Consider the following 24,356-nt stretch of genomic DNA (forward strand, 5'->3'; position numbering starts at 1 on the left):
ATGGACGAGATTTTAGATCTGGCTGACATGCCAGACAATGAAGCCCCCGATATTGAATTGTTGTCTCAAAGCCCAGCCCGGTTTGTGAACCGCGAAGTGTCGTGGCTGCAATTCAACATGCGGGTGTTGGAAGAAGCAGGGAACAAGAATCATCCTCTGCTTGAGCGGCTTCGTTTCGTTTCGATTTCTGCCAGCAACTTGGATGAGTTTTTCATGGTTCGCGTCGCAGGCTTGAAAGGGCAGTTGCGTGCTGGTGTTACGCGATTGAGCGATGATGGCATGACAGCTTCTGAGCAGTTGGAAGAAATCGCTGCACTGGCTCAGCATTTGCATTTGGAGCAGCAGGAAAGCTGGCGCGCCATTCGTGATGAACTGATTGAGCAAGAGGTCATTTTGCTTGATGCAGAAGATTTGGGACCGAAACAACTCAGCTATTTGGAAGAGCTTTTCCAAGAAGAGATTTTTCCGGTGCTGACGCCAATGGCAGTGGACCCAGCACACCCGTTCCCATTTATTCCAAACCTCGGTTTTTCGCTTGCATTCGAGCTGCACCAACCGGGCGCGGATCATACGCTGACAGCCTTGGTGCGCGTGCCGCAAAATATGGAACGCTTCGTGTTTTTGCCGCAGGATTTGACCACGGGCAAACGCATTGAAATCGTCGCGATTGAAACGCTGATCAATCTATTTTTTGAGCGCATGTTCCCAGGTTACGAAGTTGTTGGCGCGGGGGCATTTCGGGTTATTCGCGATAGCGAAATGGAAATTGATGATGAAGCTGCTGATTTGGTGGTGGAGTTTGAGTCGGCGCTTAAACAACGTCGTCGCGGGCAGGTGATCCGCCTTGAAATTGAGCGCTCCATGCCGCGTGCCTTGCGCCGCCGCATTGCCGACGAATTGCATGTGGGCATTGAAGATACATTTGAAGTGGAAGGTTTTTTGGCGTTGGCCGATGCCTCCAAACTGTGCGACATTGAGCGGCCTAAACTCAAGTTTCAGCCGTTTAATGCACGTTTTCCAGAGCGGGTGCGTGACCATAATGGTGATTGTTTTGCCGCGATTAAGCAAAAAGACATCGTGGTGCATCATCCCTATGAGAGCTTTGATATTGTCGCGCAGTTTTTGAAGCAGGCAGCATCAGACCCTGACGTTGTCGCCATCAAGCAAACGCTTTACCGCACCTCTAATGACAGCCCGATCGTTAAGGCCCTGATCCAAGCGGCTGAGGCGGGCAAGTCCGTTACGGCGCTGGTGGAACTGAAGGCGCGTTTTGATGAAGAAGCCAATATTCGCTGGGCGCGTGATTTGGAGCGCGCCGGCGTGCAGGTTGTGTTTGGGTTTATTGATTGGAAAACCCACGCTAAATTGAGCCAAGTGGTGCGGCGGGAAAAGAAGGGGAAACTGGTTTCCTATTGCCATATCGGCACAGGCAACTATCACCCGATCACAGCAAAAATTTACACGGACTTGTCCTATTTCACATCAAATGGGGCCATCACCCGCGATGTGGCGCGGGTCTTTAACTTTGTAACGGGCTATGCAAGACCGTCTGGTCTTGAGTGCATTTCCGTGTCGCCCATGTCGTTGCGCGATACATTGTTGCAACATATTGATGCTGAAATTGAACATGCCAAAGCGGGTAAGCCAGCGACCATTTGGTTCAAGATGAATTCATTGGTCGACCCACGCATTATTGATGCGCTCTATTCTGCGTCGCAGGCGGGGGTTGAGGTTGAACTTGTGGTGCGCGGCATTTGTTGTCTACGTCCCGGTATTCCAGGTTTCTCCGAAAATATCCGGGTCAAATCGATTGTGGGGCGGTTCCTAGAGCATTCCCGTATCTATTGCTTTGGGCAGGGGCACGATATGCCTTCGCGAAAAGCGGCAGTGTTTATTTCTTCGGCTGATTTGATGCCGCGGAATTTGGATGGGCGCGTTGAAACGATGGTGCCGTTGTTCAACAAAACCGTTCATAAGCAGGTGCTGGACCGGATTATGGTTGCCAACATCAATGACAATCAGCAAAGCTGGGAGGTGTTGCCAGATGGCACTTCACGGCGGATTGAGCAGCAAGAAGGCGAGCCGATCTTCAATGCGCAGGAATATTTTATGAATAATCCTTCGCTTTCAGGTCGTGGTAGCGCGTTGGCTCAAGATGGTCGTCATGATGAGGAAGATGATTGATCAAAAGTTTTGTAGAGGCGTTGCGAAAACCGTCAGCGCAGGGGCGTATTGGCGGTGATAATCCTATTGCGGTGTTGGATATTGGGTCTAACTCCGTACGTCTGGTGATATACGAACGGCATGTGCGGGCTTTGACCCCGCTTTACAACGAAAAAGTGTCCTGTGCATTGGGGCGCGGTGTTGCGCTGACGGGCGAACTCAACGCCAGCGGCGTGGAACGCGCGCTCACAGGCATGCGCCGTTTCGCCATGGTTTGCGAGTTGACGAAGGTCGACACGCTTTATGTGTTGGCCACTGCCGCCACGCGCGATGCCAAAAATGGCGGTGATTTCATCACTGCTGTGCAAGAAATTATGGGCGTGGACGTGCAAATTCTTTCAGGAGAGGAAGAAGCACATTATGCGGCGCTCGGCACGCTTGCTGGTATGCCAAACCAGCGCGGGTTGCTTGGTGATTTCGGCGGCGGCAGCTTGGAACTTGCTGGCCTTGACGGTGAGCAGGTGTTCGGCGGCGAAACTTACGCATTGGGTGCCATCCGCCTGCAGGATGATAGCAACAATGATGCGGGCAAGGCCCTAAAGATTGCACGGGAGCGTTTGGCTGATTCTGCGCTTATTCACGCTCAACATTTGCCGGAATTTGTCGCCATTGGTGGCACATGGCGTGCCTTGGCAAAACTTCATCAGATTTTGAGCGAATACCCGTTGAGCATGGTGCAAGGCTACCGTGTTGCCGCTGCGGACATGATTGCCCTGTGCAATGAAGTGTTGAAGCAAGCGAAAAACGGTGAAATGCTCGATGCCGCGCATGCATTATCCTCTAATAGACGCAATTTGCTGCCGTTTGGTGCGGCGGCCCTTAAGGCGGTGCTGGAGATTGGTGGATTTTCATCCGTCAAATTTTCAGCGCTTGGATTGAGGGAAGGCTATTTGTTTGGCCAATTGAGCGATGAAGATCAACGCGCAGATCCCTTGCTGCTTGCGTGTCGCGAATATGCCTTGCTGCGGTCGCGTGCGCCTGCCCATAGCGGAGATTTGCTGGCCTTTACCAATGAATTGTTCGAAAAAGCGCAAATTAGCGAAAAGCCTGAATTGGGTCGCTTGCGCGAGGCGGCGTGTCTGCTTTCCGATGTCTCGTGGCGCGGCCATCCCGACTATCGCGGCGCGCAGGCTGTGGATCTGGTCACCTTGGGCTCATTTGTGGGCATTGACCATGCAGAGCGCGCCTATATCGCGATGGTTTTGGCCGCGCGTTATAACGGATTGAAGCCCAAAAAGCTGGGGCATGAGGATATCCTCAATCTGTGCACGGATAAGCGCCAAGAACACGCCATTTTGGTCGCCGCGATTTTCCGGGTGGCCTATATGTTGTCTGCTGCGATGCCCGGCGTGCTGAACCAACTCCAGTGGGCGCTTGATGATGAGCACCTCTATCTGTGCATCCCCAAAGGGATGGAGTTTTTGGCAGCTGAAAAGATGATGCGGCGCTTTGAGCAGCTTGCCGGTCTTTTGAACCGACAAGCCGATATTCGGATTTTCTAGTCTTTGTCTTCTAGCTCTACTTCTACGGGTACAATCCCGGATTTGGTTGCGCCTAGTGCCATCTTGCCATGTTTGATGGCTAGGGCTTTGCGCCCAAACACATCTGCGCGCCAACCGCTTAAGGCAGGTACATCTGCATTGTCGTCTAGAACGATTGAATCAATATCATCGCTAGTTGCAATAATGCGCGGGGCCACGCCTTCTTTTTCGCTCACCGCTTTCAGCAATACGCGCAGCAAGTCGCCAATCGCGCCTTTAGGTGAGGGGCCGTTTGGTTTGCGCGGAATTTTGGGCAAATCTGCTTTGTCGAGTTGCTTGGCTACCTCCACCAATTTGATCAATTCCGCGGCCGTGCTAGAGCGGCCAAATCCCTTCGAGAAGGCGCGCAGACGATCAAAAGCTTTTGGGTTGGTCGGCTGCTGTTGTGACAGTTCAAACAGTGCCTCATCTTTCAAAACACGTCCGCGCGGCACATTTTGGCTCTGCGCCTTTTCCTCGCGCCATTCCGCCAGCATTTTCAATAGGGCAAAGTCGCGGGGGCGATTGACTTTCATTTTCATACGTTTCCACGCATTTTCGGGCATAACGATATAGTTTTCCGGCTGCATCAGCGCGTTCAACTCGTCATTGATCCACCCCCAACGGTCGCGCTTGTCGAGCTCTTCAACAATGTGCAGATAGCAGTCGCGCAAATGGGTTACGTCGCCAATGGCGTAGGTAAGTTGCTTTTCTGTCAATGGGCGGTGCGACCAGTTGGTAAAGCGGGAGCTTTTATCCACTTGTGCGCCAGTGATTTGGCGCACCATATTGTCGTAAGAGATGCTATCGCCAAAGCCGCATACTGCGGCAGCGACTTGCGTGTCGAACAGCGACTTAGGTGCTTGACCTGACAGATTGACAAAAATCTCCACATCTTGCTTGGCCGCGTGAAAAACCTTGGTCACCTCTTCATTGGCGAACAGTTCGAACATGGGCGTCAGATCAATATCGGTGTCGATCGGATCAACAATCACGGCTTCATCTGGCGTTGCCATTTGCACGAGGCAAAGCTTTGGCCAATAGGTGGTTTCGCGCAAAAACTCAGTATCGACGGTCACAAATGGATGTGCGGTGGCGGCCTGACAGAATTTGGCCAGTTCAGGAGTAGTGGTGATAATGTGCATATATGCTTTCTGTTTTTGCGCGGTTTTGCGATGCGAATAGTCGGCCCGATAATGGCTGGAAATAGGGATGACTTGCAAGAGCAGAATGAAAAACGTATCAGATGCTTGACAAATGGGGCGTGGCGTGCGCTTTTCGCCCCAAAAAGCCCTAGAATTTTCCGGGATTGGAATAGATGCATCTATATCGTAGTCACACTTGTGCTGAATTAAATAAAGACCATGTGGATGAGAAGGTTCGCCTGTCTGGTTGGGTGCACCGCATCCGCGATCATGGCGGTCTGTTGTTCATCGATTTGCGCGATCATTATGGCATGACCCAGTGCGTGATTGACCCTGATTCTGACGCATTTGAACTCGCTGAAAAAGTGCGGTCTGAATATGTTGTTCGCGTTGATGGCGAGGTGAAAGCCCGTAGCCCTGAAACCGTGAATAAAGACCTGTCCACCGGTGAAGTAGAAATCTACATTCGTGACATGGAAGTGTTGGGCGCGGCGAAAGAATTGCCAATGCCCGTATTTGGCGATCAGGAATATCCTGAAGATATTCGTCTGAAATATCGTTTCCTTGATCTGCGTCGCGAGCGGATTCACAACAATATTGTGATGCGGTCAAAGATCATTTCGCACTTGCGCAACACCATGGTTGAGCAAGGCTTTATGGAATATCAGACACCGATTTTGACGGCGTCAAGCCCTGAGGGCGCGCGCGACTTTTTGGTGCCATCGCGTATGCATCCCGGCAAGTTCTATGCTTTGCCGCAAGCACCGCAGCAGTTCAAACAACTTTTGATGATTTCGGGTTTTGACCGTTATTTCCAAATCGCACCATGTTTCCGCGATGAAGATGCACGGGCCGATCGCTCTCCGGGCGAGTTTTATCAGCTAGATATTGAGATGAGCTTTGTGGAACAGGAAGATGTGTTCCAAGCGATTGAGCCTGTTTTGCGCGGCGTGTTTGAGGAATTTGGTGAAGGCAAGCCTGTCACTCAAGAGTTCCCACGCATTCCTTACGCTGAATCAATGCGTAAATATGGTAACGACAAGCCAGACTTGCGGAACCCAATTGAGATGCAGGATGTAACAGAGCATTTTGCAGGTTCAGGCTTTGGCATTTTCGCCAACCAGATTGCCAATGATCCAAAAATTGAAGTTTGGGCGATCCCAGCACCAACTGGCGGCTCTCGTGCGTTCTGCGACCGCATGAACAAGTGGGCGCAAGGTGAGGGACAACCCGGTCTTGGCTATATCTTCTTCCGTGATGGCGAAGGCGCTGGTCCAATTGCTAAAAATATCGGCGAAGAACGCACAGCAGCAATCCGCGAACAGCTTGGCCTGAAAGATGGCGATTCCGTCTTCTTCGTATGTGGTATGCCTTCGAAATTTGTTAGCTTTGCTGGTGCAGCGCGTACACGCGCGGGTCAAGAGCTTGATTTGATTGATAAAGATCGTTTCGAATTGTGCTGGATTGTTGACTTCCCAATGTTTGAATGGGACGAAGAGGAAAAGAAGGTCGATTTCTCACACAACCCATTCTCCATGCCACAAGGCGGCTTGGATGCATTGGAAAACCAAGACCCACTGACCATCAATGCTTACCAGTATGACATTGTGTGTAACGGCTTTGAGTTGAGTTCTGGTGCGATCCGGAATCACCGTCCAGAAATCATGAAAAAAGCATTCGACATTGCTGGTTATGATGAAGCTGTTCTTTATGACAAGTTTGGCGGCATGTTGCGGGCAATGGAATATGGTGCACCGCCGCACGGTGGTATTGCTCCAGGTATCGACCGCATTGTGATGCTGTTGTGTGGCGAAGAGAACCTTCGTGAAGTGACGGCATTCCCAATGAACCAACAAGCCGAAGATTTGTTGATGGATGCCCCATCAGATGTTTCTGCACGTCAGTTGCGCGAATTGCACATTCGGTTGAACTTGCCGAAAGAAAAAGAATAAGTTTTCGCAAGCTAAAGAATTTGAATAAAAGCGGCGCTCCTATGGGGCGCCGTTTTCTGTTTGGTGTGGTTAATTCCGTGTTAAGCCAGCTATAGTATAAGCACGGCAACGGCTTAATTTGCGGGACGGGGCGACGGTGAAGGCCAAATTTTCACATTTTCTGATGTTTTTGTGCGCCTTGTTGGCGTTCGCGCCGATTCTAACTGTCGATTTCATGTTGGATGAATATGTGCGTATGCGCGAAGGCAAAGCCCTGCGTGCGCAAGTCAACACCGTGATCAATGAGACCCAAAGCAGCGTAAATAGCGCACTCAAATCATTGAACGCCATTGTCACACGCAGCCCTTCCTTGTGTACGCCGACTTTTCTTTCAAGCGCCGCAGAACAGATGCGCTCTAACTATTTGTTGCGCCAACTGGTTGTGAATTCCACTGATGGCAGCGTGCTTTGTTCTGCCTATGGGGATGGTTTTAAATATTCGGCGATTACGCCAACCATGACCATGCCCTCCGGTCCGCAGGAAATGACCGTCGTTCAAATTGCAGACAGTGATCAGCCCTTGATCAAAGTTAGCTTGAAGGTTCGTCCTGGCCGCGAAGTTTCGGCTTTTGTGCCGATCAATGTGCATTTGTTGGTTGACGAAAACGACACGATCCGCGGAGCCTTGATGACCCGGTTTGTGCTGACCAGCGGTATGCCTATCGTTGAATTTGGCGATCCTGAAGCATTTTATAATCACCCAAATCGCACCCGCGATTTTCTGTTTGTTGAGCAAGTTGCGCAAAATGTGCCGATTAAACTCAGCACCGCCGTGCCCTTGGATGTTGTGCGCGCCGATTATGCTGACCTCAAAATTGGGTTCACCATTGTTGCTTGTTTGACTAGTTGTGTTTTCCTTTGGCTTTGCATTCAATATGTCCGTCGCTCTCAGGCGCCAACATTTGACTTGGAACGTGCCATTCAAGCAGGTGAGTTGCGGCCGCGCTATCAGCCTGTGATTGATTTGCAAACGGGTCAGATCGCAGGTTGCGAAGTGTTGATCCGCTGGGAAAAGCCGAATGGGGAAGTGATCTCGCCGGGGGCCTTTATTGAATATGCCGAGCTTTCCGGCCTTGCGATTCCCATGACGCTTTCTTTGATGGAGCAGGTGCGTGACGATTTGGAAGATTTGTGCGCCCGCCATTCGCATCTCAAAATCGGTATCAACTTGTTTGAACGGCATTTCCGCGATGGTTCAATCGTGGAAGATGTGCAGGCAATTTTTGGCGGCACCGAGGTGCGCTATTCTCAGCTTGTGTTTGAGATCACGGAACGCCAGCCGCTTTCCAACATGGAGGGCGTGAACTCAGTCATTGATGATCTGCACAAGCTTGGCGCGAAGGTGGCGCTTGATGATGCGGGCACAGGTCATTCGAACCTTGCCTATATTCAGAAATTGGGTATCGATATCGTCAAGATTGACCGTGTGTTTGTTGAACTGATCCGCCACCGCAATGTGCCCGTGCCTGTGGTTGATGCGTTGATCGGCATGGCAACGGAACTGAACACCGAGATCATTGCAGAAGGCGTAGAAACGGAGGAGCAAGCGCTCTATTTGCGTGCCAAAGGCATTCGCCAAGCGCAGGGCTTCCTGTTCGCGCCGGCCATCCCGATTGAATCCTATTTGGCTTTGGCCGAGCGGATGAACAATGAAGAAGTCAAATTGATCGATGATTTCGACGAAGATCTGGTGGTCTTTGACGACGATATCGACGATGATGATGAAGAGATTGATGAAAATCAGGACATAAACGTCGCTTAATCCTTGTTAGACTTGTTTGAATTTCCCCTTCTTTGCCGAATCTGAATAAGTTGCACTTTTCTTTTGCTGCATTTGGTGGCACACCAGAACCGGTGAACGAAAGGGACTTTGATGGCTCAGGATTCTGACGAAACCCAACAATCTTTGCGCGAAGCTGCGCTGCACTTCCATAAATGGCCGAAACCAGGCAAGCTCGAGATTACAGCGACGAAGCCGTTGGGCAACCAACGCGACTTGGCGCTAGCCTATTCCCCCGGCGTTGCTGCGCCTTGTGAGGAAATTGAGCAAGATTCAACGCTTGCTGCAGACTACACCTCCAAAGGCAATCTGGTGGCGGTGATCTCGAATGGTACAGCCGTTTTGGGATTGGGCTCAATCGGTGCCTTGGCCTCCAAGCCCGTTATGGAAGGCAAGGCTGTTCTGTTCAAAAAGTTTGCCGGTATCGATGTGTTCGATATTGAGGTGGATGAGAATGATCCAGCCAAACTGGTTGAGGTGATTGCGCCGCTTGAGCCGACATTTGGTGGCATCAATCTGGAAGACATCAAAGCGCCTGACTGTTTCGAAGTTGAAGAGCAGCTTCGTGAGCGAATGCAAATTCCTGTTTTCCATGATGACCAGCACGGCACGGCGATTATCGTGGCAGCCGCGGTGATCAATGGGTTGCGGCTTGCCAAGAAAAAGATTGAAGACGTCAAGATCGTTACCTCTGGTGCTGGCGCCGCGGCGATTGCCTGTTTGAACCTTTTGATCAGCTTGGGGGCGAAGCGCGAAAATATTTGGGTTGCCGACCGCGATGGTTTGGTGACAGACAAGCGCAAGGATGATGTTGATCGTTGGCGCGCGTCTTTTGCGCAAGATACGGATTTGACCACCACCGCAGACGTAATGGAAGATGCAGACATCTTCATCGGACTGTCGGCGGCTGGCGTTCTGAAACCTGAGATGTTGGCCAAAATGGCGCCTAATCCATTGATTATGGCGCTGGCTAACCCTGTGCCTGAGATTATGCCCGAATTGGCCCGTGAGGCGCGTCCAGACGCGATGATTTGTACGGGGCGGTCGGATTATCCGAACCAGGTGAACAATGTCCTGTGTTTCCCTTTCATTTTCCGCGGTGCTTTGGATGTCGGCGCAACAGCGATCAATGAAGAAATGAAAATGGCTGCCGTGCATGCCATCGCCAAATTGGCGCATGAGCCTGCACTTGAGGCCAGCATGTCAGAAAGTGGCAGCACATTCGGCCCTGAATATCTGATCCCGAACCCATTCGATCAGCGTTTGATTTTGCGTATCGCGCCAGCTGTTGCGAAAGCGGCAATGGAAAGCGGCGTGGCGACGCGTCCAATTGAGGACTTTGAAGCCTATAAATTCCGCCTAACACGCTTTGTGTTCCGTTCTGGCATGGTGATGAAGCCGATCATTGAGCGGGCGAAATCCGATCCCAAGCGTGTTGCTTTTGCCGATGGTGAAGATGAGCGAGTTTTGCGCGCAGCCCAAGTTATCTTGGAAGATGGTATCGCAAAGCCAATATTGATTGGTCGGCCTTCGGTTATTGAGCATCGGATTGAAAAGTTTGGTCTGCATTTGCGGCCAGGTGAAGACTTTGAAGTCATCAACCCAGAAGATGATCCGCGTTACCGTGAATATGTGGATTTGTTCCATTCGCTTGTGGGGCGCTCCGGCGTGACGCCAGATACTGCCCGCACAATTGTGCGCACCAACACCACCGTGATTGGTGCGCTTGCTGTGAAGCGCGGCGAGGCGGACGCATTGATCTGCGGCCTACAAGGGCGCTACATCAAACACGTGCGGGACATCAAGTCGATTATTGGCTTGGATGCCGGATCGACTGACGTTTCCGCGCTGTCCATGCTGATTTTGCAGCAGGGTGTGTTCTTCTTTGCCGATACTTATGTGTCGATGGACCCATGCGCCGAAGAGCTGGTCGAAATTGCCATGCAGGCGCAAGATCACCTGAAGCGCTTCAATTTAGAGCCGAAGACGGCCTTGATGTCATATTCTAACTTTGGCTCCCGCGATGGCGTTAGTTCGAAGAAAATGCGTGATGTTTATCGCCTGTTGAAGCAAAAAGCACCAGACCTTGTGGTTGAGGGCGAAATGCAAGGCGATGTGGCGCTAAATTCCATGTTGCGTGAGCGCTATATTCCGAACAGTGAACTGCAAGGTGAGGCCAATCTTTTGATTTTTCCAAACCTTGAAAGTGCCAATATTTCCATGACCTTGATTAAGGAATTTAATGAAGCACTTGCAGTTGGGCCGATCTTGATGGGCACGGCGCAGCCAGCCCACATTTTAGCCCCATCAGTCACCAGCCGCGGCATTGTAAACATGACCGCCGTTGCTGTTTCTGAAGCCATTGGATTGGAGCAGGACGAGGAGTAATCCTCGTCACTGCGATTGGCCTATTGAAAGGCCGTTTCTGCAAATGAACGCAGCTTGCGCGAGTGGATCGCGTGCGCAGGCTGCTTTTTCAAAATTTCCATGGCTCTAATGCCGATTTGCAGGTGTTTTGACACTTGGGTGCGATAAAAGTCGCTGGCCATGCCTGGGAGCTTCAGTTCACCATGCAAAGGCTTGTCAGATACGCACAGCAAAGTGCCATATGGCACGCGGAAGCGGAAGCCGTTGGCCGCAATGGTAGCGCTTTCCATATCCAATGCGATGGCGCGAGATTGTGAGAGTCGCTGGGCGATCTCTGTTTGGTCACGGAGCTCCCAATTTCGATTGTCAAAAGTAGCAACAGTTCCTGTCCGCATGATGCGCTTGCGGTCTTGTCCAGACAAGTTGGTGATTTCTGCCACGGCTTCTTCTAGTGCTACTTGCACTTCCGCAAGCGCAGGAATAGGCACTGAGAGCGGTAAATCCGCGTCTAACACATGATCCTCGCGCACATAGGCGTGGGCCAGCACATAATCGCCGAGGGCTTGAGAGTTTCGCAAACCGGCGCAATGGCCCAGCATCAACCAAGCATGGGGCCGCAACACAGCGATATGGTCGGTGATTGTTTTGGCATTGGATGGGCCGACGCCAATATTGACCATGGTGATGCCGCTGCCATTTTTGGCTTTGAGGTGATAGGTGGGCATTTGCGGCTCACGCGCCGGGGCAACGCCAACAGTTTCTCCGCCTAACCGTGCATTATGGGTGATCGCATTGCCGGGCTCCACAAAGGCGTCATAGTCGGGATGCCCATCTTCCATCCATTTGTGCGCGGTGCGGCAAAACTCTTCGATATAGAAGCCATAATTGGTGAAGAGCACGAAGTTCTGAAAATGCTCTGGCCGTGTGGCAGTGTAGTGCGCCAAACGGTGCAATGAATAATCGACGCGCGGTGCGGTGAAGGCAGCCAGCGGGTAGGGGCCACCATTTGGCGGTATAAAGGTGCCGTTGGCGATTTCATCGTCCGTATGGGTGAGGTCCGGCACATCAAACAGGTCGCGCAGCGGAATGTTGAGTGCATTAAACGTGTCGCCGTCCAATGTGTCTGTCGGCTCCAAAGCGAAATGCACGGGAATCGGCGTTTCTGACTCGCCAACTTCAATGTCGCAATTATGGTTTTTGAGCAGCAATTCAAACTGTTCGGTTAGATAATGGTGAAATAATTCTGGGTCCGACAGGGTGGTTTGATAAATGCCTGGCGAATGCAAAAAACCGAAGGGCAGGTGGGAATCAACTTTTTGAAAGCTGGTGTTGCGCACCCGCGCGAGCGGATATGTTGCGCGCACGTGGCCCTCCGGTGCTTTGCCATCATTCATCTTGATGACGGCGTCGCGCACAAATTGGGTGTTGCGAGCATAAATTTCTTTGACATATTCAACGGCCTTATCCGCCTGATTAAAGCTTTTGAAGGGGAGGCTTGGCGGTTGAATGATGTTCATATTTAACCCTTTACGTGATTTTTATCTGCCGTTGAAGCTAGCACTAAATTCGCACTTACGCAGCTTTTGAATTTTTTTGATCACAAACGTGTGACGGCCTTTAATTTGCCAAATCCCATGCCCATATCTGGCTGAGCAATCATTCAGCCCATGATTGCAAATTGGCCGCTGCTTTCCAACGCCTCCCCCTTTGCAGCCCTCAAGTGTTGGATTGTAGCGGCCACAAACTTTTCTCGCTATTGGCTGCGCTTTTCCGCTTCAATCTTGGCGTCGTGCAGATCTTTTTGCAGCATGTCTGCCACTTGCCCCACCATTCGCGAAAAAACCGCGCTCATTACTTTGGCCATAAAGGTTTTTGGTTGGGCGCGAAATTCAAGTGTAACCTTTGTGCCAGTTGCATTTGGCTCAAGTGTGTAGGTGCTGTGATATTCCGTGCCGTGCGAGAAGGCATAAAGCGTTATCGAGGTGGGGAGTTGCAATTCGATAACTTCCATTTCCTCCTCCGCTTCTCGCCCTAAGATGACGCGTGTTTCTCGAAAACGGGTGCCGATTGCCAACGGGCCGTCAGTCAAGAGTTTGACCTTGACGACACCATCAATGAAGTCCGCCAGATTTTCAAAATCAGTGATCACCGCGAATGCGGTTTCCGGCGGGCAATTAAACTGTTCGGAAACTGTGATGGTGGGCATATTTACTCCGGATATTTTTCAGCCATATAGGCGAGTGAATGGGTGATGATTTCTTCTAAAATTGATTCATCAAGATCACTTAAGCGTTTGACATAAAGGCAGCTTTTGCCAGTTTTATGTTTGCCCAGTTTTTCCATCAACGTATCATATTCGCTAAATCCGCTCATAATGTAGAGCACCAAATTGGCTTTGCGCGGGGCGAAGCCGACGCGCATAAAATCTCCCTCGCGGCCACTTTCATATTTGTAATGATACGTGCCGCAGCCAATTATGCTGCTGCCCCACATGTGTGCGGGCTCGCCGGAAAGCCGTTCAATCATTTCTTTGATTTTAAACGCGTCATTGCGCTTTTGCTCATCATCAATTGTGAGCAGATATTCTTCCACGCTTTGAGCTGTCGGTTGGGTTTTGTTTTGCGATTTGGCCATCTGATCCTCCCCGTGGGGCAATTATTCCATGAATTGTTGATGATTGCCAAACCCATCTTGGGCGAGGCTTAATTTGTTTAGAGTAGAAATTCGGTCACAATTATTTGCTTCGTGTCTCAATTTGCCCGCCAAACTATGTTTTGTCGGGGGCAAGTGTTTGACCTTGGGTGAAAATGGTGTAATGCAACCGCCCAATGCAATAATGTTTTTTGAGACGGTGCGTGGCGTCAGATCAATTGGCGCCAATGAAGGAGCATACATGCAACTAGCTTTTGTTATACCTGCCTACAATGAAGAGAAGCTGATCGGCCGTTGCCTAGATTCCGTTGTGAAACGGGTGAAGCAATCTGGCGTTGAGTGCGAAATCATTGTGGTCAACAATGCTTCTAGCGATCGCACCAAGGAAATCGCCGAGAGCTTTGAAGGCGTGACCGTTGTCGACGAGTTTGACAAGGGGTTGGTATATGCGCGCCGGGCAGGGTTCAATGCATCCACGGCGGAACTTGTCGCAAATATCGATGCAGACACTGAGTTGCCAGAAGGTTGGATTGAAACGGTTATCTCCAGCTTTGAAAAACAGCCCGAGCTTGTGGGCCTAAGTGGTCCATATATTTATTATGATTTGTCGCTCTGGAACCAGTTCTTGGTGCGTTTGTTCTATGGCATTTCCTATCTCGTTTATTTGCTCAATCGGTTTGTGCTTAAAGTTGGGTCGATGATCCAAGGCGGTAATTTTGTTATTCGCCGCAGCGCCTGGCTGAAGGCTGGCGGGTATGACACATCTATTTCTTTCTATGGCGAAGATACGGACATTGCTGTTCGCCTTTCCAAGGTTGGGCCTGTTAAATGGACTTTTAAACTGCCGATGCGGACATCAGGCCGTCGTTTGGCGGAAGAGGGGGTTTTCCAGACTGCCGGAACATATGTGCTGAATTTTTTCTGGGTTACGTTCCGCGGAAAGCCCGCGACCAAGTCCTACACGGATATTCGGCCAGAAGATAAAAAGTAAGCAAAATCAAAGCTGTAGTATTTCGGTAGTTTTCAGCCGCCTTATTTCAAGGCGGCTTTTTGCATTTTATTGGCCGGTTTCTGCTTGTTCCTTGCGCATTTATGCCCACATCTTGGGTATGAAGCATCATAGGAGACCATGAAATGGTTGATGAGAAGCGTAATAAATCTGGCGAACATAAAGGCAGCTGGGAAACATTTACCGAAGAAATCGAAGTGGCCGGCCACAAGCTGGTGGAAGAAATCACGCGGCTGATTTCTGAGGGCAATGTGCGCAAATTGCGCGTTCGGTCGTCGAACGACGATGTGATGATCGAAGTGCCGTTGACCGGCAGTGTTGTTGTTGGCGGCGTTGTGGTTTTGGCAGCGCCTTGGTTGGCCATTCTGGGTGGTCTCGCGGGCGTACTGGCCAAAGTGAAAATTGAAGTTGTACGCGATATCGAACCGGACGAAGGTAATGACGGTTTGGCTGATGATGACGTGTCAGCGGAAAAGCCCAAGAAGTCGAAGAAGAAAAAGAAGTAGTTTTGGCTTCTTCGGTTTGAGTTGCTAGTTCGTAGCTTTGGGGGTTGCATGGTTTTTACGCGCCGCCACCGGTCGCTGCGCTCACTCTTTTGTCCTCGCGCCGGACGGGCTGGCCCAGCACTCCCCGGCATTTTTCGTGCCGCCGCCGAATGTGCTCCCTTTTTGCATTTGCCGCGGACAGGCGGAAGTGCCTGACGCGCTTGCGCACTCAGGGGAAATAGTTTGCGGGGCACGAGGCAGATTCAGGCTCGCTATGTAGCGCAATAAATGAGACCAAAACTGCCTCGCGCCAGCGGCGTTTTTCGCTCTCCTGTTTGGCTCGGGATGCTGACCCAATAGTCCCCATCCAATTGTGAGGATTGCCCTCGGTGTCGGGCGAAGCCAAAAAGGCGCGCGATGCGCCGCGTCCGGCCCATCAACCACTTCCTCCTTCATCTGTTTAGTGGCCGCCGCCGATTTCTCGGGGGGAACAGATATACCCCGTTATCCGTCAATAACCGCATGGGGCAGAAGATTGGCCTATTTTACCACGGGTTTCGGGAACGGGGATAAGTTTGCGACGGTTTTTTTGCCTTGTTGCATCCTAAGATTATGAAATCATTTGCTTAATTTAGTAATTTCACTATCAAAAATGCTGCGATATACAATTTTAAATTGCATTTTTTGACAAAAAAATCCCCAGCAATTCGCCGGGGATTTGAACTTTGAATATATTGGCCTGTCTTAGAAGTGCCAAAGCAGAGAAGTGCCCACGCTTGGACCTGCGAAGCTGTTGCTGAGGCCTTCCCAATGTTTATATTCGATATCAATTGACATGTCGTCAGTAACGGCAAATTCAGTACCGATACCCAATGTGACATAGTCAGCACCGCCATCATAGAGGTAATAACCGATACCGGTATAGATCAGCCAATCATCTGTAGCTAGATAACCTACACGGCCTTCAACACCGCCGCCAAAGCCGGAATCTGTTCCAGTTTCGACATCCCAGTATCCGCCAACCCAGGCCTCGGCGCCAAATAAAATTTGTTCGTGTGTGTAGTTGTAACCAATAATTGCGTCTATATATCCGTAGTTATCTACTGGACCGCCATCGGTGATTGCGTCAATTGAAAGACCAACGCCTGCGTAAAAGCCATCCCAATCGAAACCATCGTCTGCTGCGATTGTGGCGGGTTCTGAGTACATCACAGGGTCCGCGGCGTACGCAGCGCCTGTCATAAGAGCAATAGCTGACGCTGCAAGAATAGATTTTTTGAGCAAATTCATTTCTTTTCCAATGTAAAATTTGAAACTGGTAATGGTTTAGTAGTTATAAATCGCAATTAAGTCAAGGTTTCGCCACATTTTTATCAAGAAATATCAATAACTTAAATATATGAATGTTTGAATATGACTGAATTCGCGGAAATATGTTGATTTAGTGTGCCGAGCTGATTTTCATGGTTCAAAAGCTCACTTTGACGTGTGGTCTCGGTATTAGGTGCTGTTATGGCCTTAGATTATCAATGGCACACTGCTATTTCCTGTGTTTCAAGTGGGGCAGAGGGGGGACTTGGTGCGGTGGGTAGAGCATCGGGAAGGTGTTGTGGACGGCTTTACTCGCTCTTATCGCTTTAAGCGCCTTGTTTATTTTGAAGAGCATGACAGTATTTCAGCGGCAATTCAGCGTGAAAAGGCCATCAAAGGGTGGTCTCGACGGTGGAAAGTGGAATTGATCGAGTCGTTTAATGCCGAGTGGCGCGATTTGTTTGACGAGATTGCGGTTTAGAGCGCCAGTTTTCTTCGATTAGGTGCTTTGTGGTTGTCCTCAAATGGATTGCAAGATCAAGTCTTGCAATGACGGCGGAGGTAGAAAGGGGCTTCGTAACAACTATGGCGTCACGAGATCAGACGCTGAACGGGTTCTCTCCAACCCCACCGCCACCTGCCATCGTCACCCCAAGACTTGATCTTGGGGGCCATTTCACTTGTATTTAATGCAAAACACGAATGTTTTGGTTTGTGCTAAATTAGATCCTTGGGGCGCATCTGCGCGCTCGTCTCCTGCACGTTGGCCGCAAGTGTATTTTGTTTATACCACCCTTTTTGCGATTAGAGATTTCGCATTTGGCTCGATCTGAATTTGCTCAAGTGCTGACGCTAGTTCTGCGCAACTCGCTAGTATTTCTTGCTTTAAGCGTTTGTCTGACTTAGATGCAAGGTGAAGTTTTTGTTCAAAAACGTCGTGAACGATGCAGAGATTCTTCGCTGCCGTTTCGTTTTTAATCGCGATTTGGTCGGCATGCATATGAAGCAGGGTGCAATGAAGTTTCACTCTCTTTTGCCGCATTTGGTTTTCATTTCCATGTTTTGTGTTCCCTTTTCTTATCAGTGGAAAAAGCAAACCGATTTCTGCCGAGTTTGTTTTGTATTTGCGGAGTTTTATGCTTCCACTCGACTTCAAGATGAGGCCATTTAGGTTGTTTTTTCGCTCTGTCGAGTTAGCTTTTAGAAGACGATATTTTTCGACACGAGGAAAAATACGCGTAGAGGAGACCAAGTCGATAGCATCGATCTCGTCGAGTATGGCTGCCTCGGTGTTGTCATCGATGTTGTGAATTCGGGCTAAAAGACGACGTTTTGTTGCGCCAAGCGTGTTTTCGAAGTCTTGTGTCAAATAGTAATCTCGGATCGGGTAGCGGATGTCACGGTATCTATCCAAATATGGAACATATTCGCCAACAATACTCTCTACTACCTTTGCGCGATTGTGGGCGCCCGAAGCCAAGATATAGTCGACTAGCTGCTTGTCTGTTGGGACAAAAGTTGGATTAGGCATTGGAAAAATCTCCATGTTTGCCGTTGGAATGCATCTAGCGTGTCGACAAACAGGAGTTTTTGCGATGTAATGAGAATCGCAAAAAGGGAGAGGTTTACCTGATTGCCCCGCGCCGCCAGATGATGGTTGATGCGCGGTCCCAAAACCGGAGTTGCAGCTCCGGTTTTGGTGTTTTTACGTGTATTTTTCTTCCAAGTTTTCATATTCACGTTTTGTACTCTGTGTAAGAAAAAAAGCCCGAGCATTTCTGCCCGGGCTTCGTTGTTTCTTAGCTACAGCCTGTGGTGCTTCCGCAGGTGTCACACTTCAAACAGGTGCCGTTGCGGACCAGAGTGAAGTTGGCGCATTCGGGGCAGCTTTCGCCTTCATAGCCTTTCATGCGCGCTTGGCTGCGTTGGACGTTGGTGTCCACTTTTGGGGCAGCGACGGGTTCTTCGATTTTGCCCAGTTCCTCAACTACCTCATTTTTGAGGGCCGTTGTGGCCTTCATCATGGTGGCGGCGCTGGTTTGCATGGCTTGCACCTTGTTGGTGGTGCTTGTGGTTTCGGTGGTGGACACGAGCATCAAAGTCTTGTCCTTCACGCGGCCACGGGTGAGGCCTTTGGACACAAACTGGTCCGCAGCAACGCCTTCGCTGTCGTCTGTGACGCTGGCGCCTTTGCCGGCACCGCTGTCTGGGGTGACATGGGCCAGATCAGAGCGATCCAGATAGGAAATGGCCAATTCGCGGAACACATAATCCAAGATGGATGTTGCGCTCTTGATTGAGTCATTGCCTTGCACAAAGCCAGCTGGTTCGAACTTGGTGAAGACGAATGTCTCCACATATTCTTCAAGTGGCACACCATATTGCAGGCCAAGGGACACTGAGATCGCGAAATTGTTGATCAATGCGCGTAGGGTTGAACCTTCGCGGTTCATATCCAAGAAGATTTCGCCCAAGCGGCCATCTTCATATTCGCCCGTGCGCAAGAAGAGGGTGTGGCCGCCAACTTTGGCCTTTTGGGTGTAGCCCTTGCGGCGTGTTGGCAGTTTTTCCTGTTCGCGAACCCGCTCAACCACACGCTCGACAACACGTTCCGCCACTTTTTCAGCAATGGCAGCAGTGCGTTCAACTGGTGATTTTGCGATCAGCTCTTCTGTTGCGTCCAAGCCATCTTCGTCTTCCTCATCATCGGCAAGCAATTGCGCGTTCAAAGGCTGGCTGAGTTTTGAACCATCGCGGTACAACGCGTTGGCTTTCAAGGCGAGTTTCCAAGACAGCATGTAGCTTTCTTTACACTCTTCAACCGTTGCTGAGTTTGGCATGTTGATGGTTTTTGAAATTGCGCCAGAGATGAAAGGCTGTGCAGCCGCCATCATGCGGATATGGCTTTCAACGCTCAAGAAGCGCTTGCCGATCCGGCCACATGGGTTGGCACAATCGAACACATTATAGTGCTCTTCTTTCAGGTGCGGTGCTTTTTCAAGTGTCATGGCGCCACACACATGGATGTTGGCATCGTCGATTTCTTTTTTCGAGAAACCAAGCGCGGCGAGCATATCAAAGTTCATGTCGTTGAGCTGCTCGTCGGTCAGGCCAAGTGTGTCTTTACAGAACTCTTCGCCCAAGCTCCATTTGTTGAAGGCAAATTTAATGTCGAACGCGCTGCCGAGGCCTGCATTGATCGCTTCAACCTTCTCATCCGTGAAGCCTTTGGCTTTCAAAGTGGTCGGGTTGATGCCTGGGGCTTGGTTCAAATTGCCGTGGCCCACTGCGTAGACTTCGATCTCTGCGATCTGATCTTCTGAGTAGCCCAAGGTGCGCAACGCTTCTGGCACGGCGCGGTTGATGATTTTGAAGTAACCACCGCCGGCGAGCTTTTTGAACTTCACCAAAGCAAAGTCTGGCTCGATGCCTGTTGTGTCACAATCCATCACCAAACCGATGGTGCCTGTTGGGGCAATCACGGAAACCTGCGCATTGCGGTAGCCGTGCTTTTCGCCAAGTTTTAGCGCATTGTCCCATGCTTTTTTTGCGTGATCGACCAAGCGCGCATCAGGGCAATTGCCGTGATCCAACGGCACGGGGTTGATGGACAGCTTTTCATAGCCATTATCATTGCCATGGGCCGCATTGCGGTGGTTGCGGATAACGCGCAGCATGTGCTTTGCGTTTGGCTTGTAGCTTGGGAACGGGCCCAATTCTTTCGCCATTTCCGCAGATGTTGCGTAAGACACACCAGTCAAAATTGCGGTGATGGCACCGCCAATGGCGCGGCCTTCGTCTGAGTCATAGCCGATGCCAGATGTCATCAACAGGCCGCCAATATTGGCATAGCCAAGACCCAAGGTGCGGAACTCATATGAACGCTCTGCAATGGCTTTAGATGGGAATTGTGCCATCATCACAGAGATTTCCAACACAATGGTCCACAAGCGCACAGAATGTTCGAACGCGTCGATCATGAACTCGCCATCTTTAGCGCGGAACTGAAGCAAGTTCAGCGAGGCCAAGTTACAGGCTGTGTCGTCCAAGAACATATATTCTGAACATGGGTTCGACGCGCGAATGTCGCCAGATGCTGGGCAAGTGTGCCAGTCGTTAATGGTGGTGTGGTATTGAATGCCGGGATCGGCACAAGCCCAAGCGGCATAGCCCACACTGTCCCACAAATCGCGGGCTTTAAGTGTTTTGGTTGGCTTTTGTGTGATGCGGCCAGTCAAATCCCAATCGCCATCATTTTCAACAGCATTCAAGAAGCCATCGGTTACGCGGATTGAGTTGTTTGAGTTTTGGCCTGCAACGGTCAAATATGCCTCTGAATCCCAGTCTGTGTCATATACAGGGAATTCGAGATCGGTATAGCCTTGCTGGGCGAATTGGATGACGCGCTGAATGTAGTTTTCGGGCACCAGCGCCTTTTTCGCTGCGCGCACTTCGCGCTTCAGGGCAGGGTTTTTCTGTACATCAAAGCAATCATTGCCCGCGCCTTCGCAGTTTACGCAGGCGCGCATGATGGCTTTCATGTGCTTGGAAACAGTTTTTGACCCAGTGACGAGGGCAGCAACCTTTTGCTCCTCTTTCACCTTCCAATTGATGTATTCTTCAATATCTGGGTGATCGATATCGACAACCACCATTTTCGCCGCACGGCGTGTGGTGCCGCCAGACTTGATGGCGCCCGCAGCACGGTCACCAATTTTCAAGAAAGACATCAAGCCAGAGGATTTGCCGCCGCCAGAAAGGCTTTCGCCTGCGCCGCGCACATCAGAGAAGTTCGAACCTGTGCCTGAACCATATTTAAACAGACGGGCTTCACGAACCCAAAGATCCATAATGCCGCCATCGCTGACCAAATCGTCGCCAACAGATTGAATAAAGCAAGCATGGGGCTGGGGGTGTTCATAAGCCGATGCCGAACGCACCAATTTGCCAGAGAACGGATCTACATAATGGTGTCCTTGGCCAGGGCCATCGATGCCATAGGCCCAATGCAGGCCAGTGTTGAACCATTGTGGGGAGTTGGGGGCACATTTTTGGGTGGCGAGCATATAGCAGAGCTCGTCAAAGAAAGCGCGGGCATCTTCTTCATCATCGAAGTAGCCGCCTTTCCAGCCCCAATAGGTCCAGGTGCCCGCCAAACGATCAAACACTTGGCGGCTATCAACTTCAGAACCGAAACGCTCTTCTTCGGGCAGCTTTTCGAGTGCCTTTTCATCAGGCACAGAGCGCCACAGCCAAGAAGGTACGCTGTTCTCTTCAACCTTTTTCAGGACTTTGGCCACACCAGCTTTGCGGAAATATTTCTGGGCGATAATATCCGCCGCCACTTGTGACCAGCTGGCGGGCACATCAATATTGTCCAAACGGAACACAATTGAACCGTCAGGATTTTTAATTTCGCTTGTGGCCTTGCGAAATTCGATGCCAGCATAGGCCGATTGGCCCTTTTTGGTATAGTGCCGCTTTATGCGCATTCGAGTATGCCCCCAAAATTATGGACACCAATATCGTGTCCGATCAAACCAATATGGTTTTCAGTTTCTGTTTGTTCGCTTCCTGTTGGGTGTGAGAGACGAGCCGTTCCCACGAGGCGTTTATGCCTTTTCTTATCCGCTGCCCGCCTGACTTTCTTGCCAGTATGAAGCCGGGCTTTGGATGCAAACAGATCACCATATATGGGGTCAATCTTCAGCCATCTTGACCTTATATGCGCCCGCCGAGGCGCAAAGGGCATTCCCGAATGGCGGTCACCTCTCTTGTCGTCGCGCAACAGATAAGCTGTGCAACAAGGGGTGGGCGATTGGTCATCATACGGATACTCAATTTGCATTTCCGAACCTACATTTTTCCCAATATTGTTCAAGGCAAATTTTTTCAAATTTTACCACCAGTAGTGGGTGCGGCGCTAAATATGGCCCATATCTGGTATATATTATGTGAACAATGGGGATAAGTTGTGGCAGGGGCGATTCGGGCTTTTTGATAAGATTCGGCAAAATTTGCCGAGATGGTTCGGCTGCCAAACCACTTAATCAACCCAGCCTATCTCACGAAAAAATCAGCAAAACTCTGCTTATACTGAATGATTGGTGAAGAGATGCGCACGCGAAACTGCTTGCGGATTGATCCGATTGGGGTGGGTCCCAACTTTTTCGCTAACCCTGTCAAGGGCATAATTTAGGAGTGTTATTGCGTATTTTTGGATTTTTTTCATGTCATTTCAGTTTGATCATAAGTCATTTCACGCCCAAGAACCGAACGTCGTTGTCATCGAACCAGCGCGACACATGCAAATCCTTTATAGATCAATGCTTAATGCCTCCGGCGTGCGCGGATTGCGCGTGTTCAATGATGTGGAACGTGCTGCCGAATCGATTCTGGCGACACCACCAGATGTAGTGTTGGTGGATTGGAGCGATGACAATTCAGTGGGGGAACATTTTTTGGGACAGTTTCGTGACCGTCGACTATATCCGGTATGTCTCATCCCCATCATTGTGTTGATGAGTGTAGTGCGCAAAAACAAGTTTAGCCAAGCCATTCGGCTTGGTGCTCATGCCGTTTTGGCTAAGCCTGTTTCGAGCACAAAATTGTTCGACTATATATGTTGGATATTGGCCGCGAAGTTTCCCATGGAGTTAAACGGCCAACGATATGTTGTGCCCAGCTTGTTGGAACGTGTGGATGCTGAATTTTCCACTGGCGCGCAATTCGCTGCCGATTCGATGGCAGAGGCGCAGCACAAGGCGCAGATCAATTCGATCCAATCCGACGTCGATCGGATCCTCAATTCCGCTTTCTATTAAGAGATCGTTGGGCAATCGGGCAGGGAAGTGACCATTTCAGCGTAGATCGCACGAATTGTTGCAGATTTTTTGGACCAATTGGCCTTTGTGGACTAGGCTTGGTGCATGTTAGGTGCTAAATGCTTGGCAACTAAAAATCACAGATTGTGGCGATTGGAACTGATATGAAACAGTTTTTGGCGGAATTGTTTATTTGGTGGCACGGACAAACAATGGGCACGCGCCTTTACACGGCCTTGCATGGCCAGTTTGTTGGTGAAGATGAAGCGGGCAACCGTTACTTCAAATCCAAAAAGGGCGACCGCCGCTGGGTTTTGTATAATGGTCCGGCAGAAGCATCTCGCATTCCTGTGGGCTGGCATGGTTGGATGCATCACCGCACGGACATTACGCCAGTTGATAAGAAATATGACGCCCGTTCGTGGGAATTGCCGCACAAGCCTAACATGACTGGCACATCTGCAGCATATCGGCCAAAAGGCAGCATGTTGAATGATGAAACGCGGCCAGACGTGACAGGCGATTATGACGCTTGGTCTCCAGAATAAGCCACATTTGAGGTTTATTTAGTCAAACCATGTTGCGGCGCGCCCTTTTTCTTTTGCTTATTGTTTTGTCTGGTCCTTTTGTGGCCAGTTCGGCCCATGCCGAGCCCATCGCCAATCCGGTTGTGGCGCTTGCAGGCCTTGATAAAGTGACGGGCCGGATTATCACTTTTGATGTGTATATTGATGAAACGGTGCAATTTGGGGCGCTGCAAATTACGCCACGTGCGTGTTATTCGCGTCCGCCCAACGAAACGCAGCGTACGTCTGTGTTTTTAGAAGTTGATCAGGTTTCGCTGAAACAGACCGTGACACGGATTTTCACGGGCTGGATGTTTGCTGATAGTCCTGCGCTGAATGCTGTGGACCATTCGGTCTATGATATTTGGCTCGTGGATTGCAAACAGAGTTCTGATGTGCCACCACCGAGCGAGCGCTAAGTTCGCTGCTATTCTGGGCCCACGCTGTTTTTACCCTTCCTTCGAACATTTTACCGTTTGCGGC

At 50.4% G+C, this 24,356-nt stretch carries 19 protein-coding genes; 11 read left to right on the plus strand and 8 right to left on the minus strand.

The features are described 5' to 3' along the window. Positions 1-2,184 (plus strand): RNA degradosome polyphosphate kinase, encoded by a 2,184-nt coding sequence (locus ACP15Y_RS00590; protein ID WP_424981079.1) that lies wholly within the window; start codon positions 1-3, stop codon positions 2,182-2,184. Next, positions 2,181-3,725 carry an exopolyphosphatase gene (locus ACP15Y_RS00595; RefSeq protein WP_424981080.1) on the plus strand — a complete coding sequence of 515 codons (1,545 nt, stop codon included), beginning with the start codon at positions 2,181-2,183 and terminating at the stop codon, positions 3,723-3,725. The genes ACP15Y_RS00590 and ACP15Y_RS00595 overlap by 4 nt, the downstream gene beginning before the upstream one ends. On the opposite strand, the gene rnd is transcribed toward ACP15Y_RS00595, so the two are convergent. Continuing rightward, positions 3,722-4,888 (minus strand): ribonuclease D, encoded by a 1,167-nt coding sequence (rnd, locus tag ACP15Y_RS00600; protein WP_424981081.1) that lies wholly within the window; start codon positions 4,886-4,888, stop codon positions 3,722-3,724. The genes ACP15Y_RS00595 and rnd overlap by 4 nt on opposite strands. Before the next feature lie 173 nt (positions 4,889-5,061). Here rnd and aspS point away from each other — a divergent pair, with 173 nt between their 5' ends. From aspS to ACP15Y_RS00615, 3 genes are all read left to right on the plus strand, one after another. Next, on the plus strand, positions 5,062-6,840 hold the full coding sequence (aspS, locus tag ACP15Y_RS00605; protein WP_424981082.1) for an aspartate--tRNA ligase: 1,779 nt from the start codon (positions 5,062-5,064) through the stop codon (positions 6,838-6,840). A gap of 136 nt (positions 6,841-6,976) precedes the next feature. Continuing rightward, the gene (locus ACP15Y_RS00610) at positions 6,977-8,641 is read left to right on the plus strand and encodes an EAL domain-containing protein (protein WP_424981083.1); all 1,665 of its coding nucleotides are present in this window, start codon (positions 6,977-6,979) and stop codon (positions 8,639-8,641) included. 111 nt (positions 8,642-8,752) lie between these two features. Beyond that, the gene (locus ACP15Y_RS00615; protein ID WP_424981084.1) at positions 8,753-11,047 is read left to right on the plus strand and encodes an NADP-dependent malic enzyme; all 2,295 of its coding nucleotides are present in this window, start codon (positions 8,753-8,755) and stop codon (positions 11,045-11,047) included. Between the two features lie 20 nt (positions 11,048-11,067). Here ACP15Y_RS00615 and ACP15Y_RS00620 read toward each other — a convergent pair whose 3' ends face one another. The 3 genes from ACP15Y_RS00620 to ACP15Y_RS00630 all read right to left on the minus strand — a co-directional run bounded on the left by ACP15Y_RS00620 (position 11,068) and on the right by ACP15Y_RS00630 (position 13,660). Further along, positions 11,068-12,543 (minus strand): AMP nucleosidase, encoded by a 1,476-nt coding sequence (locus ACP15Y_RS00620; protein WP_424981085.1) that lies wholly within the window; start codon positions 12,541-12,543, stop codon positions 11,068-11,070. 236 nt (positions 12,544-12,779) lie between these two features. Beyond that, positions 12,780-13,232 carry an SRPBCC family protein gene (locus ACP15Y_RS00625; protein WP_424981086.1) on the minus strand — a complete coding sequence of 151 codons (453 nt, stop codon included), beginning with the start codon at positions 13,230-13,232 and terminating at the stop codon, positions 12,780-12,782. 2 nt (positions 13,233-13,234) lie between these two features. Next, positions 13,235-13,660 (minus strand): DUF1801 domain-containing protein, encoded by a 426-nt coding sequence (locus tag ACP15Y_RS00630; RefSeq protein ID WP_424981087.1) that lies wholly within the window; start codon positions 13,658-13,660, stop codon positions 13,235-13,237. A gap of 259 nt (positions 13,661-13,919) precedes the next feature. Between ACP15Y_RS00630 and ACP15Y_RS00635 the strand changes: the two genes are divergently transcribed. Both ACP15Y_RS00635 and ACP15Y_RS00640 read left to right on the plus strand, forming a co-directional pair. Further along, positions 13,920-14,669, plus strand: a complete 750-nt coding sequence (locus ACP15Y_RS00635; protein ID WP_424981088.1) for a glycosyltransferase family 2 protein — start codon at positions 13,920-13,922, stop codon at positions 14,667-14,669. Positions 14,670-14,812: 143 nt separating this feature from the next. Then, positions 14,813-15,193, plus strand: a complete 381-nt coding sequence (locus ACP15Y_RS00640; RefSeq protein ID WP_424981089.1) for a DUF4342 domain-containing protein — start codon at positions 14,813-14,815, stop codon at positions 15,191-15,193. 723 nt (positions 15,194-15,916) lie between these two features. Here ACP15Y_RS00640 and ACP15Y_RS00645 read toward each other — a convergent pair. Next, positions 15,917-16,462 carry an outer membrane protein gene (locus tag ACP15Y_RS00645; protein WP_424981090.1) on the minus strand — a complete coding sequence of 182 codons (546 nt, stop codon included), beginning with the start codon at positions 16,460-16,462 and terminating at the stop codon, positions 15,917-15,919. Positions 16,463-16,751: 289 nt separating this feature from the next. On the opposite strand from ACP15Y_RS00645, the gene ACP15Y_RS00650 reads away from it, so the two are divergent. After that, positions 16,752-16,964 (plus strand): GIY-YIG nuclease family protein, encoded by a 213-nt coding sequence (locus ACP15Y_RS00650; RefSeq protein ID WP_424981091.1) that lies wholly within the window; start codon positions 16,752-16,754, stop codon positions 16,962-16,964. 303 nt (positions 16,965-17,267) lie between these two features. Here the strand turns inward: ACP15Y_RS00650 and ACP15Y_RS00655 are convergent, their stop codons facing one another. The 3 genes from ACP15Y_RS00655 to ACP15Y_RS00665 form a co-directional block, all read right to left on the minus strand. Then, positions 17,268-18,014, minus strand: coding sequence for a hypothetical protein (locus tag ACP15Y_RS00655; protein WP_424981092.1), 747 nt, complete (start codon positions 18,012-18,014; stop codon positions 17,268-17,270). 268 nt (positions 18,015-18,282) lie between these two features. Then, a complete protein-coding gene (locus ACP15Y_RS00660; protein ID WP_424981093.1) occupies positions 18,283-21,975 on the minus strand; it encodes a vitamin B12-dependent ribonucleotide reductase in 3,693 nt (1,230 codons plus the stop codon). Further along, positions 21,966-22,379: a hypothetical protein gene (locus ACP15Y_RS00665; RefSeq protein ID WP_424981094.1), complete on the minus strand. Its 414-nt coding sequence runs from the start codon at positions 22,377-22,379 to the stop codon at positions 21,966-21,968. The genes ACP15Y_RS00660 and ACP15Y_RS00665 overlap by 10 nt, the downstream gene beginning before the upstream one ends. 334 nt (positions 22,380-22,713) lie before the next feature. Between ACP15Y_RS00665 and ACP15Y_RS00670 the strand changes: the two genes are divergently transcribed. The 3 genes from ACP15Y_RS00670 (at position 22,714) to ACP15Y_RS00680 (ending at position 24,292) form a co-directional block, all read left to right on the plus strand. Continuing rightward, on the plus strand, positions 22,714-23,307 hold the full coding sequence (locus tag ACP15Y_RS00670; protein WP_424981095.1) for a response regulator: 594 nt from the start codon (positions 22,714-22,716) through the stop codon (positions 23,305-23,307). 164 nt (positions 23,308-23,471) lie between these two features. Continuing rightward, positions 23,472-23,855, plus strand: coding sequence for an NADH:ubiquinone oxidoreductase subunit NDUFA12 (locus ACP15Y_RS00675; RefSeq protein WP_424981096.1), 384 nt, complete (start codon positions 23,472-23,474; stop codon positions 23,853-23,855). Positions 23,856-23,884: 29 nt separating this feature from the next. After that, positions 23,885-24,292, plus strand: coding sequence for a DUF2155 domain-containing protein (locus ACP15Y_RS00680; RefSeq protein ID WP_424981097.1), 408 nt, complete (start codon positions 23,885-23,887; stop codon positions 24,290-24,292). The last annotated feature ends 64 nt before the right edge of the window (positions 24,293-24,356 follow it).

This window comes from Maritalea sp. S77, assembly GCF_049801075.1.
Lineage (GTDB): Bacteria > Pseudomonadota > Alphaproteobacteria > Rhizobiales > Devosiaceae > Maritalea.